Below are 21,929 nucleotides of genomic sequence, written 5' to 3'. Positions count from 1 at the left end.
ATCCGGCACAAACGGTGTCTTACTGGTGCAGGTGGAAAGAGTTGTGAGCTATGAGCTGTGAACCTGTGGTGATTAGATCGCCGGGGCTAAAAACTCACAGCTCATAGCTCAGGGCTCACAGCTAAATAAAAGTTATGAGAAGTTTAGTGCTCTTTTTGCTGGTTTTCGTTACAGGGCTTTCTGCTTCGGCTCAGAAGTTCGGTTATATTGACAGTGAATATATCCTGAACAAGATGCCCGAATACAAAAAGGCGGAAGAAACCATGACCCGGCTGACCGAGCAATGGACACGTGACGTTTCTGCCAAATATGAGGAAGTGGCTAAGCTGAAGGTGAAGTACCAGCAGGAAGAGATTTTGCTGACACAGGATATGCGGCAGGAGCGGCAACGGGCCATTGAAAAAGCGGAAGAGGATCTTAAAGATTTGAATAACAGTATTTTTGGCCTGAACGGGCTGTTGTTTCAGAAGAAGAAGGAGATTTTGAAACCTATTGTAGAAGAAATTTATAAAACGTCGGAAAAAATTGCAAAGAAGCATAAACTTAGCTTTATCTTTGACAAAGCATCTGACCTGAGTATTTTTTATGCGGATCCAAGACATGATTATACAGATTTTATGTTAGAGGAGCTGGGTCTGAGTAGTAAGTAGTAAACCAAGTAAATTAATAGTTTTAAAAAATGAAAATCAAATTAGTTGTAACTGCGCTGGCACTTTTGGGGAGCTTAAGCATGAATGCCCAGACAAGCGTAAAAATCGGTTGGACAAACGTTGACTTTATCCTGCAGAGTCTGCCTGATTTCAAAGACATACAAACCAAATTGACTACGGAAAGATCGCAGTATGAAAAGCTGTTCAATGAGAAGCTGGCAGAAGGTCAGAAGCTGGCGGAAGATTACCAGAAGAATGTGGCTACCATGTCTGACGTGATCCGTAAAGACAAGGAGAAAGTTCTTCAGAACAAAAACCAGGAGCTTCAGGAGCTTCAGCAAAATTCGCAAACTGCCCTGCAGGCCAAGGAGCAGGAGTTGCTGATGCCTGTAATGGATAAGATTCAGAATGCCATCACCGAAGTAGCGAAAGAAAGCGGGTATACGTATGTATTGAACTCAGATGCCGGCATGGGAACCACCATGGTACTGCTGGTAGCTCCTGATAACGATAACATTACCAACCTGGTATTGAAGAAGCTGGGTGTTACACCTCCTCCGGCTACAACGGAGAAGAAATAAGTAAGCTAACCCGTGAACAGCGTGGATTTTTACAGGTTTCTGTGGAGATCCACGCTGTTTTTGTATGTACTGCCTGTGGTTCCCGACAGCTTCACCGGCAAACTTCGCGCTCCTGTGCCCGTTTGTGCCTGAACTGACTGTAGCGGTCGTCATTTGTCAGTTCGAGTGTCATTTGTCAGTTCGAGCGAAGACGAGAACCCGGCGCCTCTATAGCAGTACCAGGTCATTGGTATGGATGATAATGGTGCTGCGGCCGGTTTCTTCTGCCAGGGCTGCGGCCGAGATCCTCACTTTTCCTACCCCGATCACTTCCCCGCTTTCGGTTATAATTTCAACCAGCTCTCCGCGGGTAAAGCCTCCTTCGTATCTTTTTACGCCTACCGCCAGCAGGCTTTTCCGGTCCTGTACAGCCGCTGCGGCGCCTTCGTCTACCACTATTTTCCCGACAGAAACACCGGCGCTGGCCAGCCACTTGTTACGGGCTTTGAGGTTTTTTTGCTGCGGAGTGAACGTGGTGCCGGCAGCACCGTTAAATGCCTTCAGGATACTGTCTGCTTCTTTCATGCCAAAGATGACCACTTTGATGCCCATCTTGCCGGCCAGGTGCGTAAAGGTAAGCTTGGAAGACATCCCGCCCGAACCCAGGCTGGTTTTGGTTTTGCTGACATACGACAATACCTCCTCATTGATCTCTTCAACGGCGCTGAGCAGGTGCCCCTCTTTGTTCATCAGTCCTCCGGATGCCGTGCAGAGCATCATGAGCCTGGCCCCGAACCCGCCGGCGATAAGGGTAGCCAGCTCGTCGTTATCTGAAAACTTCAGTTCGCGGTTGCTGACCACGTCGTTTTCATTGGCTATGGCAATGATGTTGTTGCGCCAGAGTTCCTCATACGTTTCTTTAAGCTGCAGAAACTGCTGCCGGTTGGCAAAATGCTGGCGTTCGAGGAGGCTCTGGGCCACGGTAATTCCGTAGGCAGAAAAAACCGTATCGTACATTTTCAGAAGCAGCGGGTTACCGATAGCCGCTGCTGCTTTTTTCTGTGCTATCTGGCCCTCGTAATTTTTTATGTACTGTTTCCCGGCTCCCACGGCACCTGACGACACAATGACCACCCGGTGTGTTTTATGCAGGGTAGCCACCTGCCGGGCTATTTCCTGCAGAATGGAGATATCGGGCTCGCCAGAAGGCAAGGTGAGCGATGCTGTTCCGAATTTTATGACTAAGAGGTCACGTTTCATAAGTTAGTTCCGAGTAGGTTAGTTCCGAGTAAGTTAGTTCTGGGTAAATGAGTTCTGAGTGGGTTAGTTCCGGGTATAGCGTGCAGGGTGGGTCAGAGGTCAGTGATGAAGGTAGAAAGCGTGGTGATGTCTTCTTCGTATTCTACCCTGAAATCTTCATGCAGGTCGTTCAGCAGCGTATTCATTTTGGCCAGCTTGGCCTGGCTGTATTCTGTAAATTTGACCTTAAAGCCCTGATCTCGCCAGTTGTTTTTCAGGGTGTGGCGGGTATTCATTGCCTGCTGGTAAAGATGGATCAGTAATTCGAGCTCTCCTTTTTTGTCCCGGGTGATCTTAAAGTGCCGGTTGATGTACGAAACGCCGTCGCGTACGTAATACAGCAGGTCTTTGAAATAATAAATGGAGTGATCGCCGAAGATTTTAGTGAGCCGTTCTTTTATTTCGGCACGCCTGAAAACCAGGTCGGATTCGGTATTCTCCAGGAGCTTATAACGCAATTGCTCGGTCAGGACCGGGTCTTTCCCGATCAGCCGGATCAGCAGCTTGTTCTTTTCTTTCAGCGGCAGGTTGAGGATGGCCTCCTCCAGCTCGGATGTTATCTTTTTCTTAGCCATAGATCATCAGGATGCGCCATGCGGCCGAGAGAAGAAGAAGAACGAGAGTAAAGGGGGTGAGCACTTTCCAGCACAGGTACATGAGCTGGTCTACCCGCACCCGCGGGAAGCTCCACCGCACCCACATCTGGACCAGCATGCCCAGGTAGGCTTTGGAGAACATCCAGAAAGCTCCCCAAAGGTACATGCTGAGATGGCCCGGAGTGCCGCTGGTCTGGTCGGCCAGCCGGAAGCTGCCTATGTTGGGAAGCGGTGTGTTCCAGCCTCCGAAAAACAGAATGGCGGCCAGGAAAGAGAGCAGGAGCATCATGCCGTATTCGGCCAGGAAAAGAATGGCCCAGCGAAAGCCGGAATATTCGGTCTGGAAACCGGCTATGAGCTCGGATTCGGCTTCGGAGAGGTCAAACGGTGCCCGGTTGGCTTCGGCCAGCGCCGCAATAAAGAAAACAAAGAAAACAGGGATCAATACCGGGCTCCGGAAGATGTTCCAGGTAAGAAAGCCCCCGGTCAGGCTGGTTTCTATACCCAGGGCCTTAATGCCGAAGAGATAGTTTTTTTCGGGGCTGAGCAGGCCCTGCTGCGTGATGATCTCCTGGAGGTTCAGCGAGGTGGAGATCATGCATACACAGAGAATGCTAAGCCCCAGCGGCACCTCAAAAGAGATGATCTGGGCTGCCGAGCGCATAGCGCCCAGCAGCGAATATTTGTTATTGGAAGCCCACCCCGCCAGCAGGATGCCCATGACATCCATAGAAATAAGGCCTATCAGCAGGAAAAGCCCGGTTTGTATGTTTACACCCTGCAGCCCGTTGCTGACCGGGATAAAGGCAAAGCCGGAAAATACGGCCCCGAAGATCAGGAAGGGCGCCGCTTTGAACATACGGCGGTCTGCCGCATACGGAATCACATCTTCTTTCTGAAACAGCTTGAGGAGGTCGGCAAAAAGCTGCAGCATCCCCCATTTCCCTACTTCCATAGGGCCTACCCTGTCCTGGATAAACGCCGATACCTTGCGTTCAAGGTATACGCTCAGGATAACGTTAATTCCTGCTACAGCGAGAAATATGAACAGGGGCAGGAGCATACCTTATCAGAATTCAGCATTTTTAGGCGTACGGGGGAAAGGGATCACGTCGCGGATGTTGGTCATTCCCGTCACAAAAAGAACCAGCCGCTCAAAGCCCAGTCCGAAACCGGCATGAGGTGCCGAGCCGAATTTCCGGGTTTCAAGGTACCACCAGATGTTTTCGGGGTCAATGCCTACCTCCTGCACGCGGGCTATCAGCTTCTCGTAGTTGTCTTCCCGCTGCGATCCGCCAATGATCTCACCTATGCCGGGGAAGAGCACATCCATGGCCCGTACGGTAGGTCCGGGGGCACCGTTCAGGTCGTCGTCCTGCTTCATATAAAAGGCCTTGATCTCTTTGGGATAGTTGGTCAGGATCACCGGCTTTTTGAAATGTTTCTCTACCAGGTAGCGCTCGTGCTCCGACTGCAGGTCAATGCCCCAGGCCACTTCATACTGGAATTGCTTTTTCTGGGCGGGTTTTGATTTCAGCAGGATATCAATGGCCTCGGTATAGGTCAGGCGCTCAAAATCATTCTCTGCCACGAACCGCAGCTTATCGATCAGCGTAAGCTCAGAGCGTTCGTTCTGAGGCTTTTGTTTCTCTTCTTCCACCAGGCGGTTTTGCAGGAACTCCAGGTCTTCCGCGCAATGCTCCAGGGCATAGCGGATCACGTATTTTACGAAGCTTTCTGCCAGGTTCATGTTATCTTCGAGGTCGAAGAAGGCTACTTCGGGCTCAATCATCCAGAACTCGGCCAGGTGGCGGGAGGTATTGGAGTTTTCAGCCCGGAAGGTGGGTCCGAAGGTATAAATGCGCGACAAGGCCAGGGCACCCAGCTCGCCTTCCAGCTGGCCGGAAACCGTGAGCGAGGTTTCTCTTCCGAAGAAATCCTGCGAGAAATCAATCTCACCGGTTTCGGTTAAAGGAGCCTTGTTGGGCTGGAATGTGCTTACCCGGAACATTTCTCCGGCCCCTTCAGCATCAGATGCGGTGATAATGGGCGTATGGAGGTAGAAAAATCCCTGCTCGTGATAAAATTTGTGAATGGCGTAGGCCAGGGTATGACGCACCCGGAATACGGCTCCGAAAACGTTGGTCCGGAAACGCAGGTGGGCTTTTTCGCGAAGGAATTCGAGACTGTGCTTCTTGGGCTGGATAGGGAAGCTCTCGTCAGCGGGGCCGTATACTTCAATCTTTTCAGCCAGTACTTCTACTGCCTGACCTGCACCCGAAGAGGCTACCAGCGTACCGGTGACCGCCACGGCTGCACCGGTAGTAACGGTTTTGAGCAGCTCTTCTCCTATTTTTCCGTTTTCTACCACAGCCTGTATATTTTTCAGGGCGGACCCGTCGTTAATATTGATAAAGACGATATTGGCCTGTCCGCGCTTGGTTTTAACCCATCCTTTTACAACTACCTGCTGCCCTGCGGGCTCCAGTTTAAGAATTTCTTTGATCTGCATCCTTTCTTGTCAGTTAATTGCGCAAAATTAAGCAATTAGGCGTACGTATCCCATTATATGGCCGTAGTATTTCAGGATACCGGGCACTTTCAGGCGGGTGGATTTGTATTGATTTTACACGGTTAATTTTAATAAACGGCTGAGTAAAAGGAGGATTTATTGCGAATTGTCATTATTTAGATTAAATTTGCGCGCCTTTACCATTTTTAATACAACCTTACAGATTTTTTAAACCTTGACCAGACAGACCATAAGGACGGTAATCATCTTAGGCGTAATAGCCATTTGCGGGATTATCGGTATCCAGATCTATTGGATGAAAAAGGCGTTTGATCTTTACGAGCAGCAATTCAGGCAGGGCGTAATGATCAGTCTGAGAAATGTGGCGCACAAGATATCGCAGTCACACAATATGTCTGTCATTGACAACCCGGTAGAGCAGCTTTCTTCTGATTATTATGTGGTGAATCTGCGGCTTCCGCTGGAGCCTTCGGTGCTGGAACCTTTGCTGATCGAGGAGTTTAAACGGAAAAACCTGAGCTCGGATTTTGAATACGGGATTTACAACTGCGATACCGACAAGATCATTTACGGCGGCTTTGTCAACAGCAAATTTGAAACCCCCGATATCCCGAAAACAGGAGAGCTGCCCAAGACCGATAAGTTCCTGAATTATTTCGGGGTGAAATTCCTGGATAAATCGAGCTACCTGACCTCCAAGCTGGATATCTGGATTGTATCTTCGGTAATTACCCTTCTTTTTACCGTTTTTTTCGGGTATGCCATGTCGGTTATCCTGCGGCAGAAGCGCCTGAGCGAAGTGCAGCGGGATTTTATCAACAACATGACGCACGAGTTCCAGACGCCTATTTCGACCATCAAAATTGCTACCGATGTGCTGGGAACCGAAAAGATCATCAGCCAGCCCGAACGCATGAAAAAGTATGTGGACATTATCCGGTCAGAGAATAACCGGCTGAAAAACCAGGTGGAGGCGGTGCTGTCTACGGCAAAGATCGGGAAGGGGAACATACAGATCGATAAGCAGCTGCTGGATCTTCATGCCCTGATCTGGGAAGTGACCGAAAGCGTGCGGGTAGAGCTGGGTGACCATTTCGAGCTTCACCTCGGAGCCGATAAGACCACGGTCAGGGCCGACCGGCTTCACCTGATGAACATTATCCGGAACCTGCTCGACAATGCCCGGAAATATTCAGGCGACACCCCGCAGATCACCCTCAGAACCCTGAATGACGAGCAGTTTATTTATGTGGCAGTAGAAGACAAGGGTATAGGAATACCCAAGGAGCACCTGAACCGGATCTTTGATAAATTTTACCGGGTACCCACCGGCAACGTGCATAATGTAAAGGGCTTTGGACTGGGGCTGAATTATGTGAAAGAGATGGTCAGGCTGCATAAATGGGAAATTGATGTGAACAGCGAAGTAGGTTTAGGCACTACCTTTGTAATTAAGATTCCGATCAGTAATTAAATCCTGTCAGGCAATTAATAAAGATGGCGAAGATACTTTATGTAGAAGATGACCCTAACCTGGGGTTTGTTACACGCGACAGCCTGGAGGAAGAGGGATTTGAAATTTTTCATTTTACAGACGGTAAGGATGCCTGGAAGACCTTTAAAAAGGATAAATTTGACCTGTGCCTCCTGGATGTGATGCTGCCCGAGCTGGACGGCTTTTCGCTGGCCGAGAAGATCAGGGAGCAGAATCCGCAGATCCCCATTATTTTTCTTTCGGCCAAGGCCATGCAGGAAGACCGGATCCAGGGCCTGAAAGTGGGCGGTGATGATTACATTACCAAGCCTTTCAGCGTGGAGGAGCTGGTGCTGCGTATCCGGGTATTCCTGAAGAGAAATGCCATTTCGGGTACACAGGTGACCCACGATGTGTTTTTCTGCGGGAAATACGAGTTCTGCTATTCGCAGCTAACCCTTACTTACGATGATGAGGTTCAGAAGCTCACCCACCGCGAGGCTGAGGTGCTGAAATATTTCCTGGAGCGAAAGAACCAGGTGGTGAAAAGAGAAGAGATACTGGTGGCCATCTGGGGCCGCGACGATTATTTCCTGGGCCGGAGCCTGGACGTGTTCCTGACGCGCATCCGGAAAATGCTGGCCAAAGACCCGGCCGTGAAGCTGGAGAATATTCACGGGGTGGGATTTAAGTTGATAGATAAAAACTAAAAGTTAAAAGTTAAGGAACATTCTTTTATAATTAAAATACGGATGTTCCATAGCTTTTAGTTTTTCACTTTTAGTTTTCGCTTCTTATCCTTTTTTAATCCTTGTTAGAATGTGATTAGAATATGTTGTGTGAGAGGGGGCTTAGTTGTTTTCTTACGGGGATTGAAGTACTTTCGCATCAACATCAATCGGGTTAGTTATGGAAATAGCACAGATATTTAAAAACAACGAAGAGTGGATCGCGAAAAACCTGGAGGGCGATCCGGAATATTTTGAAAAACTGGCCGCAGGGCAGGATCCCAAGTACCTGTATATCGGCTGCTCAGACAGCCGGGTGTCGGCAGAAGCCGTAATGGGAGCCAAGCCGGGAGAGGTATTTGTTCACCGGAATATTGCCAACCTGGCGCCTAACAATGATCTTAATATCCTGTCGGTAGTGGTCTATGCGGTAAAGCATTTAAAGGTAAAGCACGTGGTGGTTTGCGGACATTATAACTGCGGCGGCATAAAGGCGGCCATGCAGCCCGAAGACCTGGGTATCCTGAACCCCTGGCTGCGCAACATCCGTGATGTGGTGCGCCTGCATCAGAAAGAGCTCGAAGCCATTGAATCGGAAGAGCAGCGGTACAGGAGGCTGGTAGAGCTGAACGTACAGGAGCAATGCCTGAACGTGGTGAAGATGAAAGAGGTGCAAAGGGCGGTACTCGACAGGAACCTGCGCGTTCATGGCTGGGTTTTTGATATTTCTACAGGTAAGATCATTGATTTGAAAATAGATGTCCAGGGCATAGCGGAGCACCTGGGCGATATTTACAAATTGGTATAAAAGGGTTAAATGAGTGAAAGAGGGCGGCGAATGTCGCCCTTTTTACTGTTCTTCAACGTCAGTCCACGGGCAACATATTTGATATTCCGGGTGAAAACACCTGAAAAAAATACCGTGTTTTAACGGGTTTTTTCGTATTGCTTCCGTTTGTACCTTTGCAAAAGCACAACCTTTTGACAGGCAGCACAGGTCTTAGGAAGGGAAGTCAGGTATAAAATTACTCTATATGTCCATTACTCCGGATATTTAATAACACATAACGAATGAAATCATTTTTTGCTGCTATCGGAAAGATCATTCCTTTCCTTCCGGGTGAGGAAGAGGCGATCAGCAGGTATCTCCAACCGAAAAAATATGCACAGGGGCATTTCCTGGTGCGGGAAGACGAAATATCAGACCGGGTATTTTTTATCGTATCCGGCCTGGTGAAGGAATATTATACGCGTTCTGAAGCCGGGGGGCCTCCGAAGGAGGTGTGTACCCGTTTCATTACGGAAAGCGATTTCTATTACTGTATCCGGAGCTATATTTCGGGGGAGCCTTCCATGCGGTATGCCGAAGCGCTGGAAAGTACACAGACCCTGTCTTTGTCGAAAGCCGGCCTGGAAGAACTCTACAGGCGTGTTCCTAAAGTGGAGCGACTGGTCAGGATCCTGACAGAGCAGTACCAGCTGCTTGCGGAGCAGAGAGAGGAGCTGAAGCTGTTAGAACCCCACAAGCAACGTTACCTCTACTTTCTGAAAAGCCACAAAGACATCGCTACACGACTCAAAATCAAAGATATTGCCTCTTACCTGAACATGACGCCCGAAACGCTGAGCCGTATCAGGAAAGAAACCAGGTAGCTACATGAATTGATTCTGATCAATTTTTTTCTTAATTTAAATCAAGAGATTATGCGTAAACCTCCCCTTAATTTTGCAGTATTAAAAGGAGGGTGTCTCGCTTTCTGAAATATCTATTGAACAAACACAAAAATGAAAAAAATCAGGTTGTTAAATCTACTATTGGTTGTGAGCAGCTTAATGAGTTGCCATACTGATGTGCTTTTAGAGCCGGAGTTTCCGGAGTATTGGATGATTAATGGAGATACGGTGAGAATTAGGGAAGACATTGGAAAACGTTATCTCTCACCACATGACTTTTCTACAATTATAGTGGGCGATACACTTGTTGTGCCTAACTATAAAAAGCGAATAAAGCAACCATTAAGTAAACAAAATGAAGAGCTCTTAAAAAAGGGAATGGAAGATCCGGACCTGATAGGAAAGCCGTTAAGAGTCATAGCTACAGGCTTTTTTAGTCGAAATGGGACAGCGATTAATAATGAAGAAATTGAGTACAGTATTTCTAATATTATTGTTAATCAAATGGGAGTAGAGTTTAAAAATCCATACTTTGACAGCAATGACTTTAACGGAGTATTTACCTATGTACCCACTACTTTTAATCCGACCGGCGGACCTGTGCCTAAGTTTAAAGCTGCAAAGAATAATCTTGCAATAGATTACTTTGAAAAGGACGGTTCTCCTGTTTTAAGAAAACTGAACCAAGACAGAGTAGATAATCTGCTCCTTTTTACGGACGAGAAAACCTGGCTTGAAAGGTTAAACTCTAAGTTGAATTATGAGCAGACCGTCCTTCATGAGAAGTTTGATTTTATGATTAATATTTCTCCGAATGATGACTACATGATGAACAAAGGTTTGGAGGACTATGAACCCTGGAAACCGCTTAAAAGTCCCTGGGATCAATCTTACAGAAGTGCTAAGTTGGATATGCTCAGTGAAATTATCAAAAGAAAAGGTGTTAAGGGAATTTTAATAAACAGCAGAATTACCACTCCTTCATTAATGCTGGAGTTAATCCCGGTTGAAGACGTACGAAAAGAGTTAGAAAAATATCAAAAAGGCCGCTTATTAGATAAAGACGCTGTTATAATTTACCCTACTTCGAAAATTGATTCATTGCTGGGTACCAACGTAAATATGAACTTAAAACCCTATATAAGCCGTAACGAAAAGATTCTAGATTATTCAAGCACCGATCCCCAAAAAAGAATTGAGGTGTATGACAGGCCCAAACGGTCAAAACTTGCAGAACAGCTTAATTGGCCGGAGCTTGATGTGAACTATATTCATACTCAAATTTATTTGGGTAAATACATTTCGCCGGATGGGGTAAAGATTAACTATAAAGATATTTATGAAGAAGATTTTTTGAATTTTTCTAAACTAAGGAATATTATTTTAGCAAATGAAGCATTGAAAACCATTAATGAATATTACGGTACCTCTTTTTCTTATATCAACACCAGAGAATTCCTTAAGTAAACAACTACTATCGTCCGCGGAAAAGTTAAATTTATACAAAAAGGGGCTTTATTGAATGATAGGGGTAGTTTTTTGAGGAGTTCAAAAAACTACCCCTCTGTTTTTAGGGAATAGATTTAATTGTACTATTCTAATTCTTGGTTTCTTAGAGGGTCTTTCCTTATTAATGATAGCGATCAAACCGGTGTAGCTACTCATGTTGGCAGCAGCCATTGCTACGGTGGCAGAGAAGCATTCTTTTTGTCTGGTGATTCGGTGAATTACTGACATTAATATATTGGAGATCGAGATTATCCATCGATATTTATATGGTACCGCTGATCAATACACGGGAATTTCTGTCGTCGCCTCACCTGTAATACAGCTATTTGCCACCGGTATTTAGCGGATAATCGCCCGCTTCTTTTCTTTGCATCGGATACGGTTTATTCGTATCGAAGGTTTATCAGGGGGATCAGGGATATTTTGTGTTTTCTCTCAGGTTATCAATTATATTATTTCGTTTCGGGATATGCATCAGGGAACGTCAGGTAAGGCAAGAAATGAAACTGTGTAACTACACGAATTGATTTAAATCAATTTTTTTCTTATTTTAAATCAAGAGATTATGTGTAAATCCCGCCTTAACTTTGCAGTGTTAAAAGGAGGACGTCTCCCTTTCTGAAATTTTTATTGAATAAACACAAAAATGAAAAGAATTATGTTGTTAAATCTACTATTGGTTGTGAGCAGCTTAATGAGTTGCCATACTGACGTGCTTTTAGAGCCGGACTTTCCGGAGTATTGGGTGATTAATGGAGACACGGTGGGGATTAGAGAAGACATTGGAAAACGTTATCTCTTTCCGAATAATATTTTCACAAATATAGTAGGTGATACGATTGTAATTCCCAACTATAATAAGCGAATAAAGCAACCATTAAGCAAACAAGACGAAGCAATATTAAAACAGGGGATAGAAGACTCTGATTTGAAAGGAAAGCCTTTAAGGATTATAGCTACAGGGAATTTTAATAGAAGCAGGGCAATTAATAATGAGGAAATTGAATATAGCATTTCTAACATCATAGCGAATCAAATGGGTGTAGAGTTTAAAAATCCCTATTTTGATAGTAATGACTTTAATGGGGTATTTACCTATGTGCCTTCTAATTTTAACCCGACAGGAGGGCCGTTACCCAAGTTTAAAGCAGCGAAGAATAACCTTGCAATAGAATATTTCGATAAGGATGGTTCTCCTGTTTTAAGAAAGTTAAATCAAGACAGAGTGGACAACCTGCTTCTTTTTATGGGAGAAAAGCCCTGGTTGAATAGATTAAATTCTAAACTTAGTTATGAACAAACCGTCCTTCATGAGAAATTTGATTTTATGATTAATATTTTTCCGAATGATGACTACATGATGAATAAAGGTTTGGAGGGCTATGAACCCTGGAAACCGCTTAAAAGTCCCTGGGATCAATCTTACAGAAGTGCTAAGTTGGATATGCTCAGTGAAATTATCAAAAGAAAAGGTGTTAAGGGAATTTTGATAAACAGCAGAATTACTACTCCTGCATTAATGTTAGAATTAATTCGGGTAGAAGATGTTCGGAGGGAATTAGAGAAATATCAAAAGGGCCGATTATTGGATAAAGACGTATTAATAATTTATCCTACTCCGAAAATTGATTCTCTGCTGGGGCCGAATGTGAATATGAATTTAAAACCCTATATAAATGATAACGAAATGATTTTAAGTTCTAGCTCAGACCCCAAATCAAGAGTTGAGATATATGACAGACCGAAACGGTCAAAACTTGCAGAGCAGCTTAATTGGGCCGAGCTTGATGTGAACTATATATTTACCCTAATTTATTTGAATAAATATATTTCGCCTGACGGAGTAAAAGTTAGTTATAAGGAGATATACGAAGAAGATCATTTAGATTTTTCTAAAGTTCTGAATATTATTTTAGCTAATGAAGCATTGAAAACCATTAATGAATATTACGGTACCTCTTTTTCTTATATCAACACCAGAGAATTCCTTAAGTAAACAACTTTTAATAATGAGATATTTATATTTATTCCTGGCACTATTGTGCTATGGTGAGGTATTTGCGCAAACGTATTGGGGTAAAATCACTTATCCGGTATATGGTTCTGTAATGCAGGGAACTACTACCAACTCGAATAGCATAGATGTTTGTTTTCAGGTTTTTAACCCTACAGTTGATTGGCGGATCACACTTTTGCAATACGATCTGATACCCGGGGGCGCTACCACAAGGTATAACGTAAATATAGTGCCTAATTACAATATGAGGCCATTAAACGACCCGTTACTGGGTTTTATATCTACCCCTGTCACTAACAATAGCTCGTATGTGTATGTAACAGGAAAGCTTAACAATTTACCTAAAAAGCAGTACGTTCTCTTTTTACATCGCGGAAACGATGTATTGAGCTTTTCAGATTATATTGCATTAGGTGTTGGCGATGTCTACTTTATCGCAGGTCAGTCAAATGCTGCAGGCTATAATATCTTTCCAAAAGAAACATGGACTAACGTAGAAAACATTCGTCACAGAAGAGGACTGCACGATGGAACTAATACGGATGATTTGACCATTCCTTTTAAGCCTGCTCATGAGAATAAAGGAGATATTATGTCGCGCTCGCTAAACTTTAACGGGAGGTTTGATTTTTGGGCAAGTATTCTTGAATCAGCAGGTGTGCAGGGTGTTGACCCGGGATCAGTAATTGATATTAACCAAAAATCCCGGGAGTATAATCAACTCAGCCCGGAAAGAGGGAACTGGTTTGGGTTACCCTATGGTCATAAATATGAACGATTAAGAAATGGGACGGATAAATTAAATGACCCGGTTCATATTTATCCCAATGGGCAGGCTTCGTGGTATTGGGCTTTGCTGGGGCAAAAGATAGGTTGGGAGAACGCCGTTCCTACTTTGTTTTTTAATGTGGCGGTTCCGGGAACCTCGCTAATAAAACACTGGACGAAGGATAGCTATTCATCCGGAGATTATCCTGAATTGCAGGAGAAATTTCTCAAGACACTAGCCCTTTACGGCTCAGCACATGGTGTAAAAGCTATCTTATGGCATCAGGGTGAAGAAGATGCGGCAAGAGCTTCAACAGAATACTCAGGCACAGAGAATGTTAACCTGTCAGCATACTCATCCAGGTTAAACGGGCTGATCCACAACTCCCGTGACTACATTGGAGATGCTGGGAAAAATATGGCCTGGTATGTTTCTAAGGCTTCCTTATTTACATCTACGAATAATAGTTTAACCAATAGTAGTGGTAATTCGGGAATAAGTACGGCCGCATCCGCAGGTAATGGACGGTACTCTTATACAAATAGTACATTAATAACTCAGCAACAGAGTGTATTTAATTCTTCAAATAAAATTTATGCCGGGTTTACAAACAGTGATAACATCGGGGGAAATATCAGAGATAATAAATTTAAAATACACTTTTCAGGAGATAAGAACTATAGCGGATCACTTAATTTACTGGATAAAATAGCAGATGATTGGTATTCATCTATTTATGCTAATTACGGTAACTATAATGGTATTGCACCGGCGAATATGATAAAACTTCAGACGGTATCTCAAAGTGGAAATAGTATAACATTAACGTATGAAGCCGGCGGTAGCGAGTATTATTTTGTTCGTGGTCAAAACGGCGTTTTTGAAGGTACAATTCCCGGCCTTTCAGGAAGTTATAAAACCTATTTCAATCAGGCATCGGATAATTCTAACCGCACATATACATTTGCTAATATAGACGTAAATGAGGGAGAGTTTTTATCCTGTTATGTTAAAGTAGGGAATAGATTAATTCAGGGACAGCCATACTATGCTACGCCTGTAGGAACAATCTCCAATTCAAAGCAACTTGAGGTTGCAAACTCAGTAATGAATATAAACTCAAGTTGGCAGCAAGTTTCTAATAATGTTTATTCAAAAAATGTAACATGGCAAGTAGGTTCTAAACCTGGCTGGGTTTCAAATATTTCCACGGTATCCTCTTACGGGGAAGAAAATTTAAATATCACTTTTGACGTAAATACCGGAGCAAGTCGAACAGGTCAAATAATTATTCAGGAGGTTGGTGGTGGTCTCTCTAAAACCATCACCATCAACCAATCAGGTACAAGTTCTTCTGGTACCTCTTCGCTACTTACTCTGACGCCCACCAACAACAGCAGCGAGTGGAGCGGCTATGGGTCAACGCGGTTTGACAGCAAGAGTATTGATGGCAATACCATGCAGGTAAGTGGAGTGTCCTACTATCAGGGCATAGGCACTCACGCCAACAGCCGGATGGTATATAATCTTAGCGGTGGTGGATATACGACCTTTTATGGGAAGGTAGGGCGCGATGATGAAGCAGATAACGGTTCGGATCTGGGAAAGATACAGTTCAGTATTAAAACAGATGGTTCTACCGTGTGGACCTCCGGTGTACACGGGAACACCACCGGTGCAGAGAGTTTCAGTGTTAACGTAGCGGGTAAGAGTACACTTGAGCTTATCGCGGATAAATATAACGATGAGAATTACTATGACCACGCCAACTGGATGGATGTGTACCTGAGCGGCGGGGGTGGTACGCCTTGTACGAACACTGCCCCTACAGGTATTTCGGCTTCCCCCACTTCGCACAATTCGGGCGGAGGGAATACCACGCTCTCGGCCAGCTGCAGCTCAGGGGCTACGGTACAATGGAACACGGGACATACGGGTAATTCAGTGACGGTTTTTACCGGTTCTACCACTACCTACACGGCCAAATGTGTTTCGGGTTCGTGTTCAGAGAGTAGCCCGGTGTCTGTTACAGTGACGGTATCGTCTTCAGGTAGCTGCAGTGCTATTACCAATGACCTGGTGATGGGGTATTGGACGGTGACAGGGCATGCATTGGTAGCCAAATATTTTCACGGGAGCTGGTGGCTGGTGCAAAAGATCAACAACAGCCCCGAGCAGTTTGTGGTGCGGGCTTCAGAGATGCTGACGCGGAGCGATGTGAACCTGACGAACAGTACGTACGCTACATTGGTGTCGTGTTTTGCGTATACATATAGTGATTACGGAGGACTGTACTCGCCTAACAGTACGCAGTTTCCCACTCCTTCCGGATACTCTATCGGTTATGAGCCGGGGGGGCAACCGTATTATACCCTTTCGGGAACACCTCCGGTGGGCTGCACAGATGCGTATCTGACCAATTCATGGACTTATGCAAGCGCAGCGGGCAGTACAGGGAGTACCCCCAAAATCGGACAGTCGTTTGATGGCAATAACATGACGATGGGCTCGGTCAATTACGGCACCTCTTACCCGGGAACGGGAATCGGCACCCATGCTAGTTCAGAGATCATTTATGACCTGGGAGCATCGCATAGTTATACACATTTTAAATCTACGGTGGGGAAAGACAACGAGTCGGTATGCGGAGAAGACCGGATGGTGTTCAAGGTGTATAACAATGCTACGAATGCACTGCTGGCTACTTCACCGGTAGTGGGCACGCCATCGTACGGCTTACCTCAAACGGCAGATATGAGCGTGGATATTACGGGAGTCCGTTACCTGAAGCTGGTGGTGGAAGACGGAGGGGACAATATTTACTGTGACCATGCCAACTGGGCAAGGGCAAGGCTGGCGTGCAGTTCGTCAGGTCGGATAGCGGCTACCGATACGTCATTTCTGGCCGTTTACCCGAATGTGAGCAAGGGTGAATTTACGGTGAGTGTGGATCTGGCTTCAGACCAGGAAGTACGGGTGTCGCTGATAAATTCTACAGGGGCTGTATACAAAGAAGAGAGCTATAAAGGAACAAAAGGGAAGAATGTCTTAAAGTTCCGGGCAGATAAAGTAATGAGCGGGTTATATCACATTCGGGTGATTACCCGGGAGAGGGTGGAGGCCCGGACGGTAGTAATAGAAAAATGATGTAGGGGCCGCTGCATGCAGCGGCCCTGTTTATCATATCATAAGGGAGCCGGCTCCGATATAAATATTAAAAATACAGCTATGCGAAATAGTATAATTTTAATTTTGCTATTCACTACGGGCAATTTAACAAGCTGCCGTAACGATATTATTTTAGAGCCGGAGTTTCCGGAGTATCTGATGATTGACGGAGATACGATCAAGCAGAGAAATGATAATAAGTTTTCATTACAAAATCCTGACTTCTTTATCGTAGGAGATACCAGTGTGATTGTGGTAAGGAGAACCTTAAGAAAAGAACCACAGAATACCAAAGACATTGAAATCCTGAAAAAAGGAATAGAAGATCCTGAAAACCGGCCCTTAAGAATGATTGCAATAGGAGGCGGCCCGGTAGCAGGAATAAGAAACGGGGGATACAATAATGAAAACTTATTGACCAGTTTCCCCAGCCTTGTAGCCAATCAAATGGGGATTGAGTTTTATCCGCCGTATTTTGATCCGGAAGATGCGAATGGCTTCGGGGCGTTTGTACCCACAGGTGTTAACCCAACCGGCGGGAGCCTGCAAAAATTTAAAGCAATAAACAATAATCTTGCTATAGAAGATATCGATGAAAAGGGCAAACCCGTGCTTAAACCTTTAAAAAATGATGGGAGAAGGGTCGATCATCTTGGCGTGAAGATTTTCCCGGGATTTGTTTCTTATTCCGATTATATGTTACCTAATTCGGTATATTATGATCCGTCATTCAGAAGGCTGACCGAATTTACACGGGCAGGGTATTCTAATTATAAGGATATTGTTTTGAACGAAAAGTTTGACCTCCTGTTGGATGCTTCGTTAATGAGCCAGTATTCTGCTAATTTATCGATAATGGGAGCCAGTATGCCTTTTGAAGACGGGATAGAAGGCTACAAAGATGAACGTCTTGAATGTTCCGGTCCGGGATGTCAGCCCCGGTATAGTGACCGGCTTAATTTTTTAAAGGAGCTCAGTAAAAGGAAGGGTTTAAAAGGTGTTTTATATACAAGGGTGCCCACTCATATTCTGCCTTTTACCCGGATTTTCAAAGTTGATGATGTACGGAAGCAGCTGAATATTTATCAAAAAGGCTATTTACTTCCTGAGAATGCAATGTTTGTATACCCGTACCCTTCAGTTGATTCTTTAATGGGCCCTAATGTCGGCATGAGCCTTAAGCCATATATTAATCAAAGATCAAATCCATATTTTCCGGTTCCGTTTTATCCTGTTACTGAGTTAGAAAGTGGTTTGGAAAGCTACAGGAAGGAAGCATTCAGCCTGAGCCGGCAATTGAACTGGGCTGTAGTTGACATTACCACCATTTACAGGGATATTATGAATAATAAGTACATGAGTCCTGATGGGTATAAAATCAGTAGCAGGGAGTTTTTTGCAGAAGATGGCTATAGTCCGTCTCTAGCAGGACAAATCGTCTTAGCGAATGAGACAATCCGGGCTATCAATAAACATTACGGAACCCATATCCCGTATGTTAGTTTACATGGCCAACAATAAACCTGTGAAAGGGTGGCCTTGATCCTTTACGCAACCGTAGATTTCTTCGGATGATTACGCAAATACGATCAGACCGGAAAGAGATGGGTGAAAACATGGAGTCTTCAAAACGGGTATCCGCTGGCAGAAACCAGGCACTTACTTGTGTATTGGGCAACTGCAAAAGAAACAAAAGCTGCCTGAAAAGTATCCAAAATGCTGCGTTGTTCCGAAAAATTGCCCGTAATCACATACCAGAGTATGTTAGGCTCTTTCTCAACGTCTTGCATTCTGCATATTTTCAGGCATCTTCTTATTTCAACTGTTTCAGAATCTCTTCTATGGCCCGGTCCAGCTGCGGATCATTGCCTTTTAACCGGTCTTCAAAAGTATTTTTCACATAAATATCGGGAGACACGCCGGTAACTTCCAGGTTCTGGCCGTCAAGGGTGTAGCAACCCCAGCCGGGGATACGGTAGAACGAGCCGTCAACCAGGCTTTTGCCGGAAGTGAAGATGATCCACCGGTAGGTTTCGGTGCCGATAATGGTGCCCAGCTTCAGGGCTTTGAAGCCTGCCGCCGTCATTTCCGCATCGCTCAGAGAGGCCTCGTTGATCAGCAGAACAATGGGCTTGCCCGAAGGTGCAAAATTACTTTGAGGCGAACGTTTCCCACCCCGGTATTGCCACTGCAGGTAAGGGCGCTGCGCCAGGAACTGCAGCACTTTGTCGTGTACGTTGCCGCCCCGGTTGAAACGCAGGTCGAGGATGGTGGCTTCTTTGTTGTTTTCCTGTTCCACCATATCCAGCAGGAAGGATTCCAGTGCCTGTCCGCTCATGTTCTTCATATGCGAGTAGGCGATCCGGTTCTTACTCAGGCGATCTACCCGCTTCCTGCTTTCCAGGATCCACTCGTCGTATAGCTTATCTTTGAAAGAGAAGCTGGCTTCGGGATGTATTTTTACTGTAAACGGTTTGCCGTTTCTTTCCAGTTCAAGGGTGATTTCTTCCTGTAGCGTAGGCAGGGTAAAGTAATAGTCGCGGTCCCTGGTTTTGTCTGTCTTTACGCCGTTTACCGCAGTCAGCACGTCGCCTTTCTGAAGCTGAACGGGGCTTCCGGCCGACTTCCGCACCACGTGATCTACTTTGTACGGATCGGCCCCGTCAAATACAATACCGGTTTCATTCGTTATATATTTAAGATGGGTGCTTTCTTCGTCTCCGCCTGAAGTAAAGCCCAGGTGGGAGGAGTTAAGCTCGCCGAGGAGGTCGCCGAGCAACACCCGCAGGTCTTTCCGGCTGTTTACAAAAGGCAGGTAAGCAGCGTACCGGTCGCGCTGGGCCTTCCAGTCAACCCCGTGGAAGGTCTCGTTATAGAAGTTTTCTTCCAGCCCGGCCCAGGCTTCGTAATACATTTGCCGGAACTCGTTTTCCAGGTTTTTCTGAAATTTGTATGCGATGGTAATTTTCTCCGTTTTATTGGATTCCGGAGAATAGGTATGAATATCACCGCCCATCAGCACGTAAAACTTATCGGCCGCTTTTACGATGGAAGAGAAGGGCCGCTCAGCCACTTTTTCTGTTTTATCGGGTTCAAAGTCAGACGTAACCGTGCGGAAGAACCGGGGCCGGCCCATTTCTTCGTTGGAATTGTAAAAGATATAGTTCTTTTCTTTTACCGAAAAGGTCACCGGCCCTGACTGGGTTCCGAAAAGGTTCGAAACCGGGGTGATCCGGTCCAGCAGCCCGTCGGTATTGATCGTGACCGGCTTTGAGGCAAGGCTGTCTTTTTTATCGTCAAACAGCCTGGAGAAGTTATCTGACCGGAAGGGGTCGGCATACCAGTCGAGCGCCAGGCGATAAACGGTGGCATCCTGCATACCGAACGGGTAGGAAGGAGCTGTGCGGTTGCTGGCAAAATAAATGTAGCGGCCGTCGGCCGACCACACCGGACCCGCTTCAGTTACCCCGGTTTGGGTAAGGTTAATGGTTTTGTTGTCTTTGAGGTGATGCACAAAGATATCCTGCTCAAAGTTTCTTATGGCCGTGAAAAGTACGTATTGACCGTCAGGAGAAAATGAGGGAGAAGAATTCTGGAAACCCCAGATCTCATCTTTTACAATGACAGACGACTGCAGGGTGGAGAGGTCCAGAATGCGGACTTCGTCTCTGCCGCTGAGGTATACGGCCCGGGAGAGATCGGGGGTCAGGGTGATGTCACGGTTATTGCGCACATCTGTGGTCAGCTCTTTGAGATTTCCGCTGCCGTCAGCATTGACCGTGTAAAGGTTCTGGTAACCGTTCCGGGTCTGGTTGAAGAGGAGGGTACGGTTGTCTTTCAGCCACTTTACCTCCAAAGCCCGTTCCGGGCTCTCCAGCACCTTTTGGATGAACTTTCCTTTTATGTCAGACACGAACAATTCGCCCCGCGACACGAACGTGATCTTCTTACCGTCGGGCGATATATCAAAAGCGGAGATATTTCCTTCGGTTTTAAACTCCTGGCTTTTGACCAGGCTTCTGTTGTAGTTGGCCCTGAAGTCGAGCGGCCGGGTTTGTTTGCCGGCTACATCGTAAACAAAGAGCTGATAGTCTTTTTCAAAGATGACTTTCTCCCCGTTGGCAGATACAGAGGGCCGGCGAATAGACGTGGGAAACCCGGTTAAAGCCTGCTGTGTACCTTTATGAAGCGAATAAAGGTTGTATTCGCCGTTTTTTTCGTCAGAAATAAAATAAATAATCCCGTTTTTGTCTACGGTAGGGTTCAGGTCTTTGCCGTTATAGGTGGTATACTGGGTGAACTTTCCCGTTTTGGGATGGTAGCCCAGCAGGTCGGGGTTGTTCTCTCCTTTATACCGTTTACGGGTCGCCTGGCCGTCGCTTTCCATGGTACCGGTGAAAATGTATTCGCCGGAAGGGGTCTCAGCCAGGGCATTGGTGGTGTTAAAGAAATGGGGGAACAGGCGTTTGGCCGTGCCTCCGCTCACTTCCACCGAGTAGCTTCCGAAATTATTGTACCGGTCAGACGTGAAATAGATCTTCCTGCTGTCCCAGCTCCAGCTTTCGACCCGGTCTGTGGCCTGGTGCCAGGTCAGCTGCCGGATCTCCCCGCCCTCAAGCGGCATGACAAATACATCATAATTGCCGTATTGGTTGGAGCTGAAGGCCAGCCATTTGCCGTCAGGCGATACCCGCGGGTTAATTTCAATGCCTTCAAGCGCTGTGATCCGCAGGGCTTCGCCGCCGCTGACCGGCACTTTCCAGATGTCGCTGTCAAAGCTGAAATAGGCGGTTTTTCCGTCGGGGCTCAGGGTTGGGTCGGTAGCAAAATGGGGGGTAGACTGGCTTCTGGCCATCGGGCTCAAAGCCAGCGTACTCAGAATGAGTAGTAACTTTTTCATTGATGAATAATAGTTTACAATTGATAAGTGGCCCTAAATTACGAAATGGTAC

Annotated in this window: 15 protein-coding genes; 10 read left to right on the top strand and 5 right to left on the bottom strand. The window is 45.8% G+C overall.

Annotation, left to right across the window (positions count from 1 at the left end; genetic code table 11):
* The first annotated feature begins 134 nt into the window (after window positions 1–134).
* Together AB2U10_RS00245 and AB2U10_RS00240 are read left to right on the top strand one after the other, a co-directional pair.
* Window positions 135–650, top strand: a complete 516-nt coding sequence (locus tag AB2U10_RS00245) for an OmpH/Skp family outer membrane protein (protein ID WP_367914407.1) — start codon at window positions 135–137, stop codon at window positions 648–650.
* A 29-nt stretch (window positions 651–679) separates the two neighbouring features.
* Entirely contained in the window at window positions 680–1,231 is a 552-nt protein-coding gene (locus tag AB2U10_RS00240) for an OmpH/Skp family outer membrane protein (RefSeq protein WP_367914408.1), read from the top strand.
* A gap of 207 nt (window positions 1,232–1,438) precedes the next feature.
* Here the strand turns inward: AB2U10_RS00240 and proB are convergent, their stop codons facing one another.
* From proB to asnS, 4 genes are all read right to left on the bottom strand, one after another.
* On the bottom strand, window positions 1,439–2,470 hold the full coding sequence (gene proB / locus AB2U10_RS00235) for a glutamate 5-kinase (protein ID WP_367914409.1): 1,032 nt from the start codon (window positions 2,468–2,470) through the stop codon (window positions 1,439–1,441).
* A 92-nt stretch (window positions 2,471–2,562) separates the two neighbouring features.
* Entirely contained in the window at window positions 2,563–3,084 is a 522-nt protein-coding gene (locus AB2U10_RS00230) for a hypothetical protein (RefSeq protein WP_367914410.1), read from the bottom strand.
* Window positions 3,077–4,168 carry a complex I subunit 1/NuoH family protein gene (locus AB2U10_RS00225; protein WP_367914411.1) on the bottom strand — a complete coding sequence of 364 codons (1,092 nt, stop codon included), beginning with the start codon at window positions 4,166–4,168 and terminating at the stop codon, window positions 3,077–3,079. Before AB2U10_RS00225 ends, AB2U10_RS00230 begins: the two co-directional genes overlap by 8 nt.
* A 6-nt stretch (window positions 4,169–4,174) precedes the next feature.
* The gene (gene asnS, locus AB2U10_RS00220) at window positions 4,175–5,617 is read right to left on the bottom strand and encodes an asparagine--tRNA ligase (protein ID WP_367914412.1); all 1,443 of its coding nucleotides are present in this window, start codon (window positions 5,615–5,617) and stop codon (window positions 4,175–4,177) included.
* Between the two features lie 235 nt (window positions 5,618–5,852).
* Here asnS and AB2U10_RS00215 point away from each other — a divergent pair, with 235 nt between their 5' ends.
* The 8 genes from AB2U10_RS00215 (at window position 5,853) to AB2U10_RS00180 (ending at window position 18,498) form a co-directional block, all read left to right on the top strand.
* Complete coding sequence (locus AB2U10_RS00215; RefSeq protein WP_367914413.1) at window positions 5,853–7,112, top strand: sensor histidine kinase; 1,260 nt, start codon at window positions 5,853–5,855, stop codon at window positions 7,110–7,112.
* Between the two features lie 23 nt (window positions 7,113–7,135).
* Window positions 7,136–7,822, top strand: a complete 687-nt coding sequence (locus AB2U10_RS00210) for a response regulator transcription factor (RefSeq protein WP_367914414.1) — start codon at window positions 7,136–7,138, stop codon at window positions 7,820–7,822.
* Window positions 7,823–8,021: 199 nt separating this feature from the next.
* Window positions 8,022–8,648, top strand: coding sequence for a carbonic anhydrase (locus AB2U10_RS00205; RefSeq protein WP_367914415.1), 627 nt, complete (start codon window positions 8,022–8,024; stop codon window positions 8,646–8,648).
* A 263-nt stretch (window positions 8,649–8,911) separates the two neighbouring features.
* Window positions 8,912–9,493 (top strand): Crp/Fnr family transcriptional regulator, encoded by a 582-nt coding sequence (locus tag AB2U10_RS00200; protein WP_367914416.1) that lies wholly within the window; start codon window positions 8,912–8,914, stop codon window positions 9,491–9,493.
* A 132-nt stretch (window positions 9,494–9,625) separates the two neighbouring features.
* Complete coding sequence (locus tag AB2U10_RS00195) at window positions 9,626–10,981, top strand: hypothetical protein (RefSeq protein ID WP_367914417.1); 1,356 nt, start codon at window positions 9,626–9,628, stop codon at window positions 10,979–10,981.
* A 688-nt stretch (window positions 10,982–11,669) separates the two neighbouring features.
* On the top strand, window positions 11,670–13,019 hold the full coding sequence (locus AB2U10_RS00190; RefSeq protein WP_367916677.1) for a hypothetical protein: 1,350 nt from the start codon (window positions 11,670–11,672) through the stop codon (window positions 13,017–13,019).
* Window positions 12,964–16,956: an NPCBM/NEW2 domain-containing protein gene (locus AB2U10_RS00185; RefSeq protein WP_367916553.1), complete on the top strand. Its 3,993-nt coding sequence runs from the start codon at window positions 12,964–12,966 to the stop codon at window positions 16,954–16,956. The genes AB2U10_RS00190 and AB2U10_RS00185 overlap by 56 nt, the downstream gene beginning before the upstream one ends.
* An 81-nt stretch (window positions 16,957–17,037) precedes the next feature.
* Entirely contained in the window at window positions 17,038–18,498 is a 1,461-nt protein-coding gene (locus AB2U10_RS00180) for a hypothetical protein (protein ID WP_367916552.1), read from the top strand.
* A 292-nt stretch (window positions 18,499–18,790) separates the two neighbouring features.
* Here the strand turns inward: AB2U10_RS00180 and AB2U10_RS00175 are convergent, their stop codons facing one another.
* Complete coding sequence (locus AB2U10_RS00175) at window positions 18,791–21,877, bottom strand: S41 family peptidase (protein WP_367916551.1); 3,087 nt, start codon at window positions 21,875–21,877, stop codon at window positions 18,791–18,793.
* Window positions 21,878–21,929 lie beyond the last annotated feature (52 nt).

The sequence above is a fragment of the Leadbetterella sp. DM7 genome (assembly GCF_040829825.2).
GTDB lineage: Bacteria > Bacteroidota > Bacteroidia > Cytophagales > Spirosomataceae > Leadbetterella.
Note: the sequence above shows the minus strand (reverse complement) of the source record. Positions and strands in the feature narration are given on the sequence as shown.